The sequence below is a fragment of the Mesorhizobium sp. RCAM 06353 genome (assembly GCF_059683585.1).
In genome coordinates this window covers 185,568-200,992 of record NZ_JCASIY010000002.1, presented here as the reverse complement: position 1 = coordinate 200,992, position 15,425 = coordinate 185,568, and the positions used below count along the sequence as shown (strand labels likewise).

Annotated in this window: 10 protein-coding genes and 4 pseudogenes; 5 read left to right on the top strand and 9 right to left on the bottom strand. The window is 59.4% G+C overall.

Annotated features, from left to right (window positions below; translation table 11 throughout):
- Positions 1-119: 119 nt before the first annotated feature.
- Positions 120-3,116: a TrlF family AAA-like ATPase gene (locus AC56QX_RS37185; RefSeq protein ID WP_497118776.1), complete on the bottom strand. Its 2,997-nt coding sequence runs from the start codon at positions 3,114-3,116 to the stop codon at positions 120-122.
- A 458-nt stretch (positions 3,117-3,574) separates the two neighbouring features.
- Complete coding sequence (locus tag AC56QX_RS37180) at positions 3,575-4,669, bottom strand: IS1595 family transposase (protein ID WP_497110820.1); 1,095 nt, start codon at positions 4,667-4,669, stop codon at positions 3,575-3,577.
- 215 nt (positions 4,670-4,884) lie between these two features.
- Between AC56QX_RS37180 and AC56QX_RS37175 the strand changes: the two are divergent.
- Positions 4,885-5,787: pseudogene (locus AC56QX_RS37175) on the top strand (DUF4158 domain-containing protein); the annotation flags it as partial.
- Positions 5,788-5,872: 85 nt separating this feature from the next.
- Positions 5,873-6,570, top strand: a pseudogene (locus tag AC56QX_RS37170) (IS6 family transposase).
- A 101-nt stretch (positions 6,571-6,671) separates the two neighbouring features.
- Here AC56QX_RS37170 and AC56QX_RS37165 read toward each other — a convergent pair.
- The 3 genes from AC56QX_RS37165 to AC56QX_RS37155 form a co-directional block, all read right to left on the bottom strand.
- On the bottom strand, positions 6,672-7,088 hold the full coding sequence (locus AC56QX_RS37165; RefSeq protein WP_497118775.1) for a 4'-phosphopantetheinyl transferase family protein: 417 nt from the start codon (positions 7,086-7,088) through the stop codon (positions 6,672-6,674).
- Positions 7,089-7,275: 187 nt separating this feature from the next.
- Positions 7,276-8,616, bottom strand: a complete 1,341-nt coding sequence (locus AC56QX_RS37160; protein WP_497112851.1) for an IS1380 family transposase — start codon at positions 8,614-8,616, stop codon at positions 7,276-7,278.
- A gap of 51 nt (positions 8,617-8,667) precedes the next feature.
- Positions 8,668-8,901 (bottom strand): hypothetical protein, encoded by a 234-nt coding sequence (locus AC56QX_RS37155; RefSeq protein ID WP_497118774.1) that lies wholly within the window; start codon positions 8,899-8,901, stop codon positions 8,668-8,670.
- 155 nt (positions 8,902-9,056) lie between these two features.
- On the opposite strand from AC56QX_RS37155, the pseudogene AC56QX_RS37150 reads away from it, so the two are divergent.
- Positions 9,057-9,291, top strand: a pseudogene (locus tag AC56QX_RS37150) (IS6 family transposase); the annotation flags it as partial.
- 113 nt (positions 9,292-9,404) lie between these two features.
- Here the strand turns inward: AC56QX_RS37150 and istB (AC56QX_RS37145) are convergent.
- Positions 9,405-10,205 (bottom strand): IS21-like element ISSme2 family helper ATPase IstB, encoded by an 801-nt coding sequence (gene istB / locus AC56QX_RS37145; RefSeq protein ID WP_258598293.1) that lies wholly within the window; start codon positions 10,203-10,205, stop codon positions 9,405-9,407.
- Positions 10,205-11,420: pseudogene (gene istA, locus AC56QX_RS37140) on the bottom strand (IS21 family transposase). The gene istB (AC56QX_RS37145) and the pseudogene istA (AC56QX_RS37140) overlap by 1 nt, the downstream one beginning before the upstream one ends.
- A 270-nt stretch (positions 11,421-11,690) precedes the next feature.
- On the opposite strand from istA (AC56QX_RS37140), the gene AC56QX_RS37135 reads away from it, so the two are divergent.
- Positions 11,691-11,972 (top strand): hypothetical protein, encoded by a 282-nt coding sequence (locus tag AC56QX_RS37135; RefSeq protein WP_497118773.1) that lies wholly within the window; start codon positions 11,691-11,693, stop codon positions 11,970-11,972.
- A gap of 46 nt (positions 11,973-12,018) precedes the next feature.
- On the opposite strand, the gene istB (AC56QX_RS37130) is transcribed toward AC56QX_RS37135, so the two are convergent.
- Positions 12,019-12,795 carry an IS21-like element helper ATPase IstB gene (gene istB, locus AC56QX_RS37130; protein WP_497118202.1) on the bottom strand — a complete coding sequence of 259 codons (777 nt, stop codon included), beginning with the start codon at positions 12,793-12,795 and terminating at the stop codon, positions 12,019-12,021.
- A 17-nt stretch (positions 12,796-12,812) separates the two neighbouring features.
- Positions 12,813-14,366 carry an IS21 family transposase gene (gene istA, locus AC56QX_RS37125; protein ID WP_497118203.1) on the bottom strand — a complete coding sequence of 518 codons (1,554 nt, stop codon included), beginning with the start codon at positions 14,364-14,366 and terminating at the stop codon, positions 12,813-12,815.
- A gap of 146 nt (positions 14,367-14,512) precedes the next feature.
- Between istA (AC56QX_RS37125) and AC56QX_RS37120 the strand changes: the two genes are divergently transcribed.
- Positions 14,513-15,214 carry an IS110 family RNA-guided transposase gene (locus AC56QX_RS37120; protein WP_497118772.1) on the top strand — a complete coding sequence of 234 codons (702 nt, stop codon included), beginning with the start codon at positions 14,513-14,515 and terminating at the stop codon, positions 15,212-15,214.
- Positions 15,215-15,425: the final 211 nt, after the last annotated feature.

Below are 15,425 nucleotides of genomic sequence, written 5' to 3'. Positions count from 1 at the left end.
GCCCGTCAGGCTATGGCGTCAAGTAGAGTTGCTCACCTGCTCGCGCGCCAACCCAAACCGGCGACGAAATCAACCAGGAGCGGACGTTACAAAACAAGCAACGCCGCAATATCCCGCCATCAGGTGATCTGATACTTGAGCCGGCGTTGTACGAAGGCTGGCCGCGAACCTTCGAGCACCCTTACGATGTGACCATTGGTATTTGGGTTTTCGATCGCGCCGCAATCATAGCTGAATCTGTAACCGTTCACCTTGTCCAACCGGACATAGACGATTTGTTCGGCGTCGGCTCCGATCGCGAGATTTGGGTTATGCGTCACCAATATGACCTGCCGGGTTTTCTTCGCGTCGCGAATACACCTTGCGAGTACCGCGAATATGCTGTCGTTGTCGAGATTGTCTTCGGGTTGGTCGATGATGAGGGGCGAGCTGTCTGTATCCAGGTGCAGGTAGAAGACCAGCAGGAGAAGCCCCTTCTCTCCGGGGGAAAGCTGGTTCAGGTCTTTGCCTCCCAGTCTCAACTCGTACCGGGGTTCGAAGTATTCGAGGGAATAAAGGAAGTCGTAGAATTTCTTGACGTCTTTGGTTTGCCGTCTGATGCCACCCGATTTCATCGATCCGACCACATCGTCCACAAAGGCGAAGATGCTTTCGAAGGAGTTCCAGTCGACTATCGACAGCTTCTGTTGAAGGGCGCGCGCCCCTTCCGCGACTCCACGGAAGGGGCCGCTCACGTTTTGGTATAGATGGTTGAAAAATTCATCACCGAACTTGGGAGAAGGTACAAAAGACGCGTCGATCGACACCTTGAAGTCCCCGGTACTCACCGCGGTGAGCCGCGACTCAACCTTGGTTTTCAAACCCTCGTAGAACGTTCTTATCTTGTGCTTGCTTTCGAAGAGGGCCAAGCACAGCGCCTTACGGTCTTCCAACGCCATGGACAACTCACCCGGCAGATCGTTGTCGATCCTGGCAATGCGGGCCTGCAGTTCCGCGATCGTCCCTAATTTCGGCGAGGCCTTTTGACCGACGATATCGCTGATCTTCTCGGATATCTCGCGGACGGCCTGCACATACCTTTGATAGCGCTGTTGAGGTGCCGAGAGAGCGGCGCGTGTCTCGGCGATGCGATCGGCAATATATTTCTGCGCAGCACGCAAGTCGGGTACGCTGGCGACTTTGGAAAGATCGGTCTTTGAATCGAAAACCATGGCGCTCTCGCGTTCAATCGCCGCGATTTCTTCGTTCACAGCCTCAATCTTCTTCGTGACCTCTTCGAGGTTAACGGAAAGACTGATGACCTGATCAACATCGAAGCCGAGACCGCTATACTTGGTTTTGAAAACCTCCTTGTCGCCTTGCACACGGCTTTTCAGGGCATTTACGGCGTCCTTGAATTCGCTGGCATCTTGCAAGGTAATCTTGTGCCGACCGAGCCGCGTGACTGCGCTCTTTTCACGCGCGGCAAGGTCGTCCAGCAACCGGGTTTGTGACGCGATTTCTTCTGTCGCCGCCTCCTGTTCCGCACTCTGAGCAGCCGGGGCAGCTTCCTCTGGAGGCTTCGACGCTTCGAGTGCAGACACCTGCTTCTGAAGGACCCCTAGTTCCGCCTGCAGTTTGGTCTTGAATACAGGTTCGCTCTGGTCCTCGAGTTCGAGAATCCTGATGTTGAGTTCGCGCAGATTCGTTTTGATCTGGCTAGCTTCCTGTCGACTGTTCAACGTCTTGCGTTCTTCGAGATCGTGGAAGCTCTTGGCGTCCATCTTGTCGCTGATGTCGACGTGCGAAAATACGACGTCTTCGATTTCCCGACGCAGCGCCTGCACTTCGATTTCGTTCGTCAGGCTCTCGAAGTAGTTCTGTGGCAGGTATTTGACCGCCTCCGGCGAAAGTTCATCGACATCATCGTTTAGAGTCCGCTCTACAACGCTCCCACTCTTCCATACGAGACGACCCGAAAAATTCTCGGCGAACCCGGGCCGCTTGAATTTCCTGTTCGTCTGGCTGTCGGTTAGAAACGAGAAATATTTCGCTTGGCGAGTATTTCCGAGCAGCGCCACGATATCCGCGACAGCGCTTTTGCCGCTTCCCTTGTTCCCGATTATGGCAGTCAGCTCAGGGTTGAACGGAATTTCGACGTTCCGAAACCAAGTGCCGTTATGACCGGTATACTTGGCGAGTGGATTGATCTCCAGCCTGTCGATGAACTGCGTGGCCTCACGCTCGAGCCGGACGAGAACGGTTGGACGGTCTCCGACAAAGACGCGATGTTCCGGTTCGAAGATCGTCTGACGGAGACCTCGGAAAGTCAGATTGGCCTTGATCCAGGTCGATTGATAGCTCGGTTCGTCACCTGTCAAACGTCCAAGGTCCTCGAAGGAATGAGCGTCGCTGGCGTCATAGATGGGCTTAGGCTCCGACTTCGACCCGTCCTCGTACCGAGAGTCGCTCAGGAAGAACGCCGTGCTGTTCGACTCCCCAAAGAAGGCGCTACTGATCCTGTCGAGTTCATCGGAAATGGATTTGCTACGCTGGGAATTTTTGGCGGTACCGCGCAGGCCATCGTTTCCAGCGGCGGTGACGATAATGTATTGCTCCGGCGCGAAGCATCCTTTAAGCGAGTCCTTAACATCATGTATGCTGACGGTGGCCGCAGCGTAATCTGCAGACGTCAGTTCGCTGCAGCGTAACCGTCTTCCAGCAACGGATATGTGCGTTTCGAGGTCGTTGAGGAACTTGCTCAAAGCTTCGGCCGTCGCGACAGCCGGGTCAACCAGAACATGTGTGTTGACGTTTCTGCCGTCGATGCTGACCGTCTCGGTCAAACGCAGCTCCAGGTTCGGGATCACTAGCTTGGTCGAGTCCGGATGCAATTGGCGAGACCATTTGACGGTGTTCAGGTAGCCATCGAATGAAAAATAGTCGGTTATGCCAAAGGCGTGGACCTCGGATTGTTCGAGAATATCCACGAAGCGTTTCCACGTCGCGTCGTCCGGTTTGCCATATCCGCAAGAAAGCTTCGTACCGGGCGCGTGTAAATGCAGATCCCACTTAAGCCACTGCGACCCTCGATGAGCCTCTCGTTTGGCAGCACGCGGCGTCGAGGACACACTCATCCGAAGCACTCCAGGTGACGGGGTTTCTGATCCGGAGAAGCCATGCCTATCGTCGGCAAGAGCACGAATCTGCGCCTAGATGAAAGCGCCGGCACAATCTAGTCGGATGAAAGAATCAATCAAGGCGTGTTCTCATAAACTTATAGCACAAGTCGCCGCCAGTCGCCGAAAGATAAAAGACGGTTCTGGAAACAAAAGGCGGGCATGCAGCCGCCGCTGACTATTCACGTCAACGAGGTTCCTACGCGTGTTCTTGTGCTTTCCAACTGCCGCAAAAAAGCCGATTGACGGGGTGACATTCGGCTCCGATAGCTGAAATCCAGCTTTCGGCCCGGAACAAGACGTTGATTGTCTGGCGCCGAGCGTCGCCAGTTGACGCACAGCAGACCTGTTCCAATCGCCGACGCGTCCTCTATGGGGTTGGAACAAGAACCGTTCCCGCAGACACGCGGCCCTTATCAACCAAAGACAGCTACGGCTGATTTGATGATGATGCCGCCATGCGGGCTTCGGCGCATCTGACGACCCGTGGCGGTGCGAAAAACATTCGTCAATTGCAGCGCAGGCGGCACGCGCGACCACAGGGTTCGCACGCTCTCCCGGCCATGCCGGGTTTTGCGGATGACGTTTCCTGAGACGACGCGCTGCGACCATCGGAAGCCGATCTCGTGGAAATACAGGTCGGCATGCTGCGGGCTGATATGATGAAAGACGCCGGCGATGGTACGGCGGACGCGGGAGTTGAAGCCCTCCACCGAATTGACGTGGACGGCGTCGCGCGCATACTCACCGCTGGAATGCTTCACGGTCTCATGCTTGGCAAAGCTCTTACCAATGGCCATGAATGCCTTCCACTCGTCGCTCATCAAATGAGCTCCCAATTCGATCTGCGCTTCAATGACGCGTTCGCTTGCTCGCGCCGAGAGACTGGTCACGACCGCGGCACGCGCGTCACCGGACGGAGCGCCGGGCGTGACGTCGGTCGGCCGCTGCACCATGGCCATGACTGGCGTTTTGTCCGTATTCGCCTGGCCTTTCCGGCCCCGTCCCGGAGGTGGGTCATCCGGCCGCTTTCGGGGACTTCCCCCGAGATGGAAATGGTCGATCTCAACCGTGCCGACGAGCATGTTCTCCCGCGCCACCATGAGACGCAGTGCATGTCCCATCCGCCAAGCCGTTGGCTGGCTCACCCCGAGCGCCTCGGCCAGGCGCACCGACGACAAGCCCTTGTCGGATTGCAGTAACAGCCACATTGCCTTCAGCCAAACACGCAAGGGAAGCTTCGTGGAGTGCAGAGGCGTGTGTGTCGTCACCGTGAACTGGAACCGGCAATCGCCGCTGGAACATTGATAAAGACCCGGTCGGGCGCGACGCTTGCCGGTATCGCGACCGGCAAGCGCAATCGAGCGTTTGTATCCGCAGGCGGGGCAGATCCGGCCATCCGGCCACACCATGCTTTCCAGCAACCGACGGCAATGCTGCTCATCCCGGAAGGCCGCGATCATTTCTTCAACAGTCCGAATGTTGGAAAGCGCTGCAAGTATTTCAGGCATCTCACCTCCTTCAGACCAGCCCGAAGAATCGCATGAAAGGCTATAGGTCACAAGGATATTGCGGTCTTTGGTTGATAAAGGCCAGACACGCTAAGGTCGAACGAAGCGCGAACACGCGCATAGATCTGTAGATGAAGCCACCGGGCTGGTTGAAAGCTTCCGGCCGATGGCCAACCACTTCCCCTTGGAATTTAGTGTGCCGAGGGAGAAGGCGAGTGGGTAGAAGACGGCTTGTCAGTTCAAAGGAAGCGGCGATACTGCTGGGCATAGCGACGGACGAGGATAGTCTGATCCGTCACTTTACTCTGGACCCGGCAGATAGATTGGAATGCGAACTCCGCCGGCGACCGCAGAACAAGCTGGGCTTCGCCGTTCAACTCTGCACGATGCGACAAACAGGGCGGCTTTTGTGGGACAACGAGCAGCCACCTGCGGCTGTGATCAACTATCTTGCGGAGCAGCTCGGTATCGACGCGCGCCTCTACGCCTTCTATGCGCATCGAGTACAGACGCGTTTCGATCACAGCCGATCGTTGATGGCTTACCTCGGTCTCCGGACTGCATCTAGAGACGATCGCCGCGCCGCACTTGTGGCTGCAATCGATGCGGCGGCCAACGGCGATCACGGGTTGCCGATCGCGACAGCAGTCATTGCCGAGTTCCGGAAACGAAACGCACTCCTGCCTTCGCTGCATTCCATCGAGAAGATCGGCCTCGGCGGTCGCGCGATAGCTCGCCGACGGGCTGAGAAAGAACTTATCGAGGGTATCTCGCCTGATCGGCTTGCGTCACTGGACAGGCTGTTGGAGGTTGACCCGGCCCTCGGCCAGACGCGCTTTCATTGGCTGCGCTCGGCGCCAGAAGCGCCAGGTGCGTCAAACCTAGTCGGGCTGACAGAACGCATTGCCTTCCTGCGCAACCTGGAAATCGACGCGAAATTGCAGGTGCGCATACCATCTGGACGATGGGATCAGATGATCCGTGAGGGCAACGCCACACCGGCATGGCTGGCCAACGACTTCAATGCCAGCCGTCGACACGCGCTGATCGTGGCGCAGCTTATCAAGCTCGGCCAGAAGCTCACCGACGATGCAGTGTCGATGTTCATCAAGCTGATAGTGGATGGAATCTAACGGGATCTGTTGCAACCTTTTGATTACCAGCGCTGTGGCAAGGAGCCTTCGATCATTTCGGAGGATTGCGATGTTCAAAGGCCGCCAGTTCGACCAATCTGTGATCCTGCTTTGCGTGCGCTGGTACCTTGCCTACAATCTGAGCCTGCGTGATCTTGAGGAGATGATGGCCGAGCGCGGCATTACGGTCGATCACACGACCATCCACCGCTGGGTCGTTCACTTCTCGCCTCGGCTGCTGGAGCGTTTCAATCGACGCAAGCGCGCGGTGACCAGAAAATGGCATGTCGACGAGACCTATATCAAGGTTCGCGGAAAGTGGATGTATCTCGCGCGATCGACAGCGCCGGCGACACCGTCGAGTTCTGGTTCAGCGAACACCGGGACCTGCTGGCGGCCAAACGGTTTTTCCGAAAAGCGCTTGAACGCCATGGGCGGCCCGCGCGGGTGGTCATCGACGGCAGCCAGACCAACCGCGAGGCGCTCGTCTCGTGCGATGCCGAAAACCGACTGCGCCGTCCCTCCCGGCGCGCTCCCAAACGGATTGGCATCCGCCAGAGCCGATATATCAACAACCGCATCGAGCAGGACCATCGGCGTATCAAGCGCCGGGTGCGGCCGATGCTCGGTTTCAAGTCATTCGCAAGCGCGACTGCAACACTGGCTGGAGTCGAGATGATCCACATGATGCGCAAACGGCAGGCGAGGTACGCCTACAATCCAAATCCGTCGATTGCTGAACAGTTTGAAATCATCGCCGCAGCGTGAAGCTCTTGCCGCCCCCTCAGTTTCTGTGCCGGTATGAAAATTTGCAACGGAACCACAGCCGCAGCTCCTTCACCAAGCGGTTCTGATTCCATCTATTTCGATCAGGATTTCAAATACGCCAAACCGATTACATTTTTGGAAATAAGTAGCTCAAGGAAAAAGGTACAATTTGCCTTCTGCACGTATCCTGAACGGGCGCGAATATCAATTTCAACGTCTTGGAATTCAAGAAAGTCATTATATAGTGGAAAATACGCCTTATATACCGCCTCCTTCAAAACAAAGAGGTCCCGCCGCTGGAGCAGACGTAAGTCGTACATGCGCTGCTCCCTAGGAGTTGCAATCAATTCAATCAAGTTCCCCGGAAGAAGTTCATTTGGTTCGATGTCGATACCAACCGTTGCAATCCTTTTCTTCCCTGCAATAGTGGCTGCTGCTACTGTATCGTGATGAGCCAAAGAGCCAACAATGCCGGCAGGCCAGGTCGGAATACCCGACCGCGTCTTTAGGATAGGCATCGGTGGAAATCCTAGCCGCCTTGATGCACAGCGATGAGTTTTCGGCGGCCTGAAGCGACGATTTGGTCGCGATGTGGGTGCATTTTGACAAGCCTGGGCGGGCGGCGGCGGTGATCCGTCGTGATGGCAGGCGGGGTTTGCAGGTTGCGGTCGGCGGGTTCGTTTCGGGGCGTCTGCGCCCCTGCGGTTATGTCGCGAGCCGCGGGATGCGGTCGAGGACGATGCGCAGAATACGCTGGTCGGGGCAGGATGTCGGCAGGTGCAGGCGGATTTGCGTTTTGATCTCGACCACCCGCGCGGCGATTTTGATGAGGCGCAATCGCAGCGTGTCGAATTGGGCGACGGCAAAGCTCGAGCGTTTCGGCATCGCAGCGCGCAGGCCCCACATTAGCCAGTAGGCGCCGGCATGCAGGAAGAGCCGGAACTGGTTGGCCGTCGCTCTTGTGCAGGATGTGCGGTCGGCGGCAAGATGCGTCTTCCAGGACTTGATGTGGTTCTCGGCTGCGCCGCGCCGGCAGTAGAGGTCCTCGTAGAGCGCCTTGGCCTTGCCACTGGTCAGATTGGTGACGATGAAGCGGGTGTCGGCTCCTTTGGCGCCGACCTCGACGCGGGCGATGATGCGCTCGACGCGGCTCCAACTGGCGGCGCCGTCAAAGAACTCCTTGAAGCGGCGGACCTTGTTCGATTTCGCCGACGCTTCAAAGCGCGCCGTCGTGCGGGCTTCCAGGTCCGCGACATGCTCGCGCAGCGTCGTGGTCGGCGCTACGCCGAGGATGAAGTCTACACCGTTGGCGCGGCACCAGTCGATGACCTGCGGACCGCAGTAGTGGCTGTCGGCCCGGATCAGGATCCGTGTGTTCGGCCAATTGCTCCGGATCGCCCGCACGAGGCGGCGCAGGTGGGGGCAGATCTCAGCCCCGCGCGGCCGCCTGGCCGGTCGCAGGATCGCGCTGACGAACCGGCCCGCACCGTCGAACACTACGATCGGCTGGAAGCCGTATTCGTCGTAATGCGCGTTGAACAGGCGCAATTGCTGGCCGCCATGTACGGCGTCAAACGTGTCGTCGATGTCGAGCACAATCCGCTTCGGCACCTGCCGGAAGGAAGCGCAATAGAGGTCGACCATCGCCCGCCCCATGGCGACCAGCTCCCGCACGCCGGGCAGGTTCTCCAGCCGGCACAGCGTCGATTGCGAGGCCAGATCCCGACCCGACGGCAGCGCATCCTGGGCCATCTTGAAGACCGGATCGGAGCGCAGCCGGTTGGCGTCGTTGCCATCCTCATAGCCGGCGGCGATCATCTTCATGCGAAAGCCGATCATGTCCGCCAGGCTGTGGACCACCTGGTCCGGGCAGCGCGGATCATCGATGCAACGCGCCAGACGGTCGGCCACCCGCAGTCGTTTTTCCACCTCGGCCAGCACCAGAACGCCACAGTTGGAGGACAACATGCCGCCGTCGAAACGGGCGACGACGGACTTGCCGCCCACTGATGACAAACCGCTCAGCGGCAGGGTAAGATCATTCATGGCGGGTGTGGTCTCCGGGAAATGATTCGGATCGGCCTTAGCAACCAAATCCTACGTCATTTCAACGGCTTGCGCCACATCCGCCAACCCGCCGTGAATTTTTCGGGCTAGTTCGCCGAGGAGTGTTCGGGCGATGATTCTTGCAGCACCGCTTTGGCGACGGACTTTCGCAACAGCGCGTCCCAGCGCAGCAACTTCGGATGCGAACAAGGCGGCCTCGTCGGTGCGTTCTATCGGACGAATGCCGACGAGGATGTTCTGTTCATCAAGCGTTATAATGTCCACCTATTTGGCCCCTTTGAGCTTTCCGAATGGGTATCTCAGCCAACGTAGCAAGCTGTGAGTGAGACACAGGCGATGTCACGTTAACAGCCGCTCAGTCTTGGCTGGATAGGGCGATGGTATGAACAGTTCGCCCGTCAGCTACAAGCGCCATCGCTTTCCCCTCAGGCCTGTGCCTGGTTGAGGAGATGCTGCTGGAGCGCGGCATTGCCGTGTGCTACGAGACGATACGGCGTTGGGGCCGTAAGTTCGGGCCAGACAATGCTCGCCGGCTGCGTCGTAAGACGCCGTCGCGCAGATATTTGGCATCTCGATGAGGTCGTGGAGTCGATTGCCGGCAAGGAGCACTGGCTGTGGCGCGCCGTCGATCAGGGGACTGATGGGGTTGTCTTGTCTTATGACTTTCCAAGCCGTTTGGTCCAGTAAGAGATGCCCGATCCGGGGTGGCCACTCCGGATCTGAAGTGAGGATTTGACCCCTTTGGCGAAGTGAGAAACTGACCCCCTTCACTGGTTTGCTGTTTCGTTGGGTTCAAGCGTCGGTCCGGTCTTCTGCAGAAGGCCGGACCGACGCTTTTCGCGGAGACGGTAGCTGTCCCCGCGGATGGTGATCACCGTGGAGTGGTGAAGCAGGCGGTCCAGGATCGCCGTGGCCACAACGGGGTCGCCAAAAACACTTCCCCATTCGCCCACGGAGCGGTTGGAGGTGATCAGGATCGAACCCTTCTCGTAGCGCCGTGACACGAGTTGGAAGAACAGGTGGGCGGCATTGGCCTCGAAGGGCAGATAGCCCAGTTCGTCGATGATGAGCAGTTTCGGCCGCGACAGGATCGCCAACTGCTTGTCGAGCGAGCCGTCGCTGTGGGCCTTGGCCAGCGTCGCCACCAACGTAGCAGCCGTGATGAACTGCACGTTGTAATTCTGGCGGATCGCCTCGCGGCCGAGGGCCACGGCCAGATGGGTCTTGCCCGTGCCGGGTGGGCCGAGGAACAAAAGTGTGTCCCCGTGCGCAATCCAGCGGCAGGTGGCGAGTTCCCTGATCTGCCCCTGATCGAGCGATGGCTGGGCGTCGAAGTCGAAGCCGTCCAGCTCGCGCACGAAGGGGAACTGGGCGATCTTGCTCGACATGGCGATGCGCCGCTCGTCGCGCCGGGCGATCTCGCGCGACACCAGGAAGCCCAGGGCCTCGCGTAACGTCATCTTCGAGCGGGCAGCTTCGTCCAGCAACGTGTCGAGCTGGTCGCGGATCGCCGTCAGCTTCAGCCGATCGAGCGTTGCGATGAGCATGTCATGATCCACGTTCGTCATCACCAGCCTCCTCCGACAGCCGCCTCGTATTCCGCAAGCGGCCGCAGCAAGGCGGCTGAAGCGATCTCGATGGGATACGCGCGCACCGGCCCTTCAAAGCCGGCGACGCCGACAAAATGCGCCCGGTCCACTATCCGTTGTCGTCGCCCCCGGCACAGGGCATGATCGCCTACCACCTGGCCTGCATGACGGATGATCACACGGCCAGCCAACACCACGACCTGGACACTCTCGCCGATCAGGCGCCAAGGCACCGAGTAGCTGTTCGTATCCAGATCGATCGCACAGTCGGCCTGGACCTTGCGGATCAGGTCCCGCAGTTGCCCGAACGGCGCCCTGCCGGAAAGCGGGCGGAGCTCTCGAGCTTCAGCGGCAAAACGTTCCACGGGCGCAACGCCGGTGGTGCCGTGTTCACGCCGGTCGGCAACCTCGCGCGTCCACCGATCCAGATGCGCCTCGAACGCCGCCCAGCTCTCGAACCGGCGGCCGGCGATCGCGTTCTTCTTGACGTAGCCGACTCCGCGTTCGTCTTTCGTCCTGGCCCGATAAGGGGCACAGGCCCGCGGTGTGAAGCCCCAATATCGGGCAAAAGCGTGCAGCCGGGCGTTGAACCTCACCTCGCGCGTCACTGCGTCGTGATGCTCAACCAGCGCCTTTGCATTATCGATCAGAACTTCCGCCGGCACGCCCCCAAACCGCAGGAAAGCGCCTTCCATCCCTTCGAACCAGTCGGTCTGGAGCTGCCTCGGCGAGGCCCGGATGTGCATCCGGCGCGAATAGCCAAGCGTCCCGACAAACACATGGATCCGCACCCGCTCGCCGCCGATCCATACCCGTGTGTCGCCGAAGTCGATCTGCATCTGATGACCAGGCGCCGTCTACCGAGCGCAACCCGATGACGATGCCATGCTCGCTCTCCAACTCCTGGCGAATGACGTCCGCGTTCCCGTCGTGGCGAAAGAAACGCTCCCGAAGCCAATCGTCCAGACCATCAAATGCTGTCCGACGCACGGGCTGGCGATACGCAACAACGCCACCTTCACGAAGATATCGGCGAACCGTGTTGCGCGCGCATCCAAACTCCTGCGCAATTCGTTTCGCTCCCCAGCCTCGTTCGTGAAGGCCTACCATAGCCAAAACTTCTTCCCCCGATCGCATTTCCTCAACCCGCATCGTTCCAGACAATGCAAGTTGCGATGAAAACTCTCTCGTCATCGATTCTTCCTCTCAAAAGAGAGGGGTCAGTTCTTCGTTTCGTTCGGGGGTCAATTTCTCATTTCGCCCGACAGGATCGGGCGGGAGGGGATGGATCGAAGTTGTCTAGGTCGTTGAGGACCGTCGATTAGTGTGATCACCCCTTTCTTTTCCATCAGGCCTGAACGGAAACCGGGGCTTTGGGCCCGGATGACAAGAATAGGATAGCGCAAAAGATGAGTTACACCCTACCACAAACCATCGGCATCGATATCTCAAAAGCAACACTCGATGCTCATGCCTGTTCCTGCAGGCAGCAACCAGCAGTTTGCCAATACTGCCCGTGGCCATAAAGCCTTAATTGCATGGCTGGGACAATGGTCAGCCGAACGCGTGGCATATGAGGCGACTGGTGCTTACCACCGGGAACTCGAGCAAGCTCTGGCTGATCTGCCTTGCGTCAAGCTCAATCCAGCTCGTGCGCGGCGCTTTGCCCAAGCAGATGGAACCCTGTGCGCATTTCGCAAAAACGGGACAGTCGTTCCGCTAAATCGCGGACAGCAGTTTCACTAAGTCGCGGACAGCAGGATGGGGTCGGTCCTCGGTTGCCTGGTTGAGCTCATTTGCGATTGATTTCGCCGTTTTCGGCGCCGGTCAAGAGCGGCGGTGTTTTTTGCTTTCTCATGCTGTCGCCTTCGAGGGTGACGCGATGGGCGTTGTGGATGATCCGGTCGAGAATGGCGTCGGCGATTGTCGGCTCGCCGATCATGGCGTGCCACTGGGCGATTGGCAGTTGCGCGGTGATCAGCGTCGATTTCCGGCGATAGCGTTCCTCGAAGATTTCCAGCAGATCGAGACGCTGCTGGTCGGTCAGGCTGTGGGTGCCCCAGTCGTCGAGGATGAGCAGTTGCACCCGAGCCAGTTTGTCGATGAGACGGGGAAAGCGGCCGTCGAGACGCGCCAGGGCGAGATCTTCGAACAGGCGCGGCATGCGCAGGTAGAGCACGGAATGGTCGAGCCGGGCGGCCTGACGTCCGAAGGCGCAGGCCAGCCAGGTCTTTCCGGTGCCGGTCTGCCCGGTGATGATGAGGTTTTCATGCGCCTTCAGCCAGGCGCCGTGGGCCAGCGACAGCGTATTGCGCCGGTCGAGCCCGCGATGCGCGGCGAAGTCGATGTTCTCGATGCAGGCGTCGACAAAGCGTAGTCTGGCAACGGCGAGACGGTTGGTCAGACGCTTGTCGGCACGCATGGCGGCTTCACGATCGAGCATCAGGCCAAGCCACTCTTCGCGACCGAGATCGTCGGCGTTGCTCTGGTCGGCCAGGTCCCGATAGGCGGCGGCCATTCCGCCAAGGCCGAGAGCCTGCATCTGGTCGAGGGTTGGATGTGTCAGCATGGTTGGTTTCCTTTCCTTCATTGATAATAGGAGCCGCCGCGGATGTTGGTGTGCGATGGCGTGGGCTTGACCGGCTCGGCCGCGGGCGGCACGCGGTCGAGGCCGGATTTGAGGATGGCGTTGACGGAGGAGTAGGTGATCGCATTGATGGTCAGTGCCCGCGCGCAGGCTGCCTCGAGCCGATCCCGCTCGTAGCGACGGGCCAGCGAGAGGATGCCAAACGCGGAGCGGTATCCCTGCTCGGGATGGGGCCGGTCGCGCATCATCCGCTCGACCAGGATGGCGGTGTTGGCGCCGATCCCGGCTGCCTGCCGGATCAGGTTCGCCGGCGTCGTGTTGGCATAGCGCTGGTGCGCCTTGGGCATGTGCTCGTTGACGGTGACATGGCCGCAGCGCTGCGAGCGGCGGACATGGCTGGCGACGCGCTTGTGATCATGGAAGAGCTCGACCACGCGGTGGGTGAGACGCACATCCACGCGCCGCCCGATCAGCGCGTGCGGCACCGAGTAGAAGGTCCTGTCGATCTCGACATGGTAATCGGGATGCACCTTCGCCGATTTCCACTCCGCATATTCGAACGGCGCCGGCGGCAATGGCGACAGGGCCGTTCGTTCGATCTCCTCGAACAGCTCCCGGCGGCTTTTGCCGACATGGCGCATGGGGCGATTGTTCAGATCCTCCAGCAACACCACGATTGCGGCGTTGAGATCGCCGAGACTGAAGAAGCGCCGGTTGCGCAGCCGGGCCAGGACCCAGCGCTCGACGATCAGCACCGCGCCCTCCACCTTGCCCTTGTCGCGCGGCTTGCGGCTGCGGGTCGGCAGGATCGTCGTGTCGTAATGTTCGGCCATGGCGGCGAAGGTCTGGTTGAGCGTCGGCTCGAACCACAGCGCCTTGGCGACGCCGGCCTTCAGATTGTCGCAGACGATCGCCTTAGTTACCCCGCCGAAGAAGGTGAGTGCCCGGCACTGGCCCTCGATCCAATCCGGCAGCTTCTGGCTGAAGCTGGCATGGGCGAAGGTGAAGGACGACGCGCCCAGCACCGCAACGAAGATCTGAGCCTGGCAGATGACGCCAGTATCGGGATCAACGACGGGCACGGTGTGGCCCGCATAGTCGGTCTGCATCACCGCGCCCGCTTCGTGGCGGTTGCGGAACGTCGCGCTCGACCGGCGCTGGAAAGCGCCGAACCGGTCGCAAAACCATGTGTAGCCATAACCATCGGGGTGCGCCGCGCGGTATTCCTGCCACAACAACGTCAGCGTCACGCCCTTGCGCTTCAGCTCGCGCGAGATCATCGCCCAATCGGGCTCGTCCAGATCCTGCGGCGGACGGCCAACCCGGCGAAACAGAAGCCGCTCAAGCAATGCGTCATTGTCATAGCCCGGCGGCAGCGGCCAGTCCGAGATGCCAGCCTCACGGGCCCGCAACAGATAGGTCGAAACCGAAGTCTTGCTGATCTTCAGCCGTTCCGACACCGCACGCACCGAGAGGCCCTGCTCATGCGTCAGGCGCAGGATTGATCGTAGGTCTTTCACTGTCGTTCGTCTCGCTTGCTTCCGTCTTGGCATGGCCCCTCTCAACCCGATGATGAGAGGGCAAAATGCCAGAACGGCGCTCCCGAGAACCGACCGTTACATCCGCACCGAAAACTGTCCGGGAACTAGCGGAATCACTGTCCCGTAATTACTGAAATCGCTGTCCGCGAATTAGCGGAATGGGTGTCCGCGAATTTCTGAAACACGCAACCCTGGCCAAGACCGACCGGATCGATGCAGTGATGCTGGCCCGCATGGCTAGCACAATGCAGCCACCCGTGCGCCCGGCTATAAACCCCGAACAGGCAAGGTTGGCCGAACTGATCAGCGCCCGCGATGGTCTGATGCGCGACAGAACCGCGCTTAAAAACCAGGAGAAAAACCTGACGATTCCGCTTCTAAAGCGTCAGCACAAGCAACGCCTCAATCAGATCGATCAGCATATAACCGCTCTCGATGCCGAGCTCGCAACAAGCATTGCGGCCGATCCCCAGCTTGCCCGTCGGCATGAAATTATCTCCAGCATAGCTGGCCTCGGCCCACGCACTGCCAACCAGTTGGTCGCCACTATGCCAGAGCTCGGATCACTTGATAACAAACAGGCCGCATCCTTGGCAGGACTCGCTCCCGTCGCCCGCCAATCAGGACAGTGGAAAGGCAGAAGCTTCATCCAGGGTGGAAGGGCCAACGTTAGACGCGCACTCTACATGCCCGCTCTCGTCGCTGCCCGCTTTAACCCCGACCTCAGGGAAAAATATCAGCACCTCATTGCATCGGGAAAGCCCGCCAAAGTCGCCATCGTCGCGGTTATGCGCAAGCTTCTCGTCACCGCCAATGCGCTCGTCAAAGCCGATCGCATGTGGGTCGAAAAACATGCTTGATCACAACGGAAACTAATCGCCGCCGGGACGTCAAGCATGTAATTGCGTCGAGACGACGCTGCCGGGTGCATGGTTGTCTTCGCGGTCGACATCAGTCGCCGCATGATGGAGCTCCGCGGACGAGCCTTCAATGTGGACGACGCACTTTGCTGAGACAGCGGTGCAACCCCATCAGCGGAATGGCTCGGCTCACCGGTTGCTCAGCGCGTTC

Excerpts from the sequence above, each read along its gene's own strand:
- istB (WP_497118202.1), bottom strand. The coding sequence starts at position 12,795 with ATGCTGACACATCCAACCCTCGACCAGATGCAGGCTCTCGGCCTTGGC.
- AC56QX_RS37135 (WP_497118773.1), top strand. The coding sequence starts at position 11,691 with ATGCTCATGCCTGTTCCTGCAGGCAGCAACCAGCAGTTTGCCAATACT.
- AC56QX_RS37120 (WP_497118772.1), top strand. The coding sequence starts at position 14,513 with ATGGGTGTCCGCGAATTTCTGAAACACGCAACCCTGGCCAAGACCGAC.
- AC56QX_RS37185 (WP_497118776.1), bottom strand. The coding sequence starts at position 3,116 with ATGAGTGTGTCCTCGACGCCGCGTGCTGCCAAACGAGAGGCTCATCGA.
- AC56QX_RS37165 (WP_497118775.1), bottom strand. The coding sequence starts at position 7,088 with ATGCCTATCCTAAAGACGCGGTCGGGTATTCCGACCTGGCCTGCCGGC.
- istA (WP_497118203.1), bottom strand. The coding sequence starts at position 14,366 with ATGCCAAGACGGAAGCAAGCGAGACGAACGACAGTGAAAGACCTACGA.
- AC56QX_RS37160 (WP_497112851.1), bottom strand. The coding sequence starts at position 8,616 with ATGAATGATCTTACCCTGCCGCTGAGCGGTTTGTCATCAGTGGGCGGC.
- istB (WP_258598293.1), bottom strand. The coding sequence starts at position 10,205 with ATGACGAACGTGGATCATGACATGCTCATCGCAACGCTCGATCGGCTG.
- AC56QX_RS37180 (WP_497110820.1), bottom strand. The coding sequence starts at position 4,669 with ATGCCTGAAATACTTGCAGCGCTTTCCAACATTCGGACTGTTGAAGAA.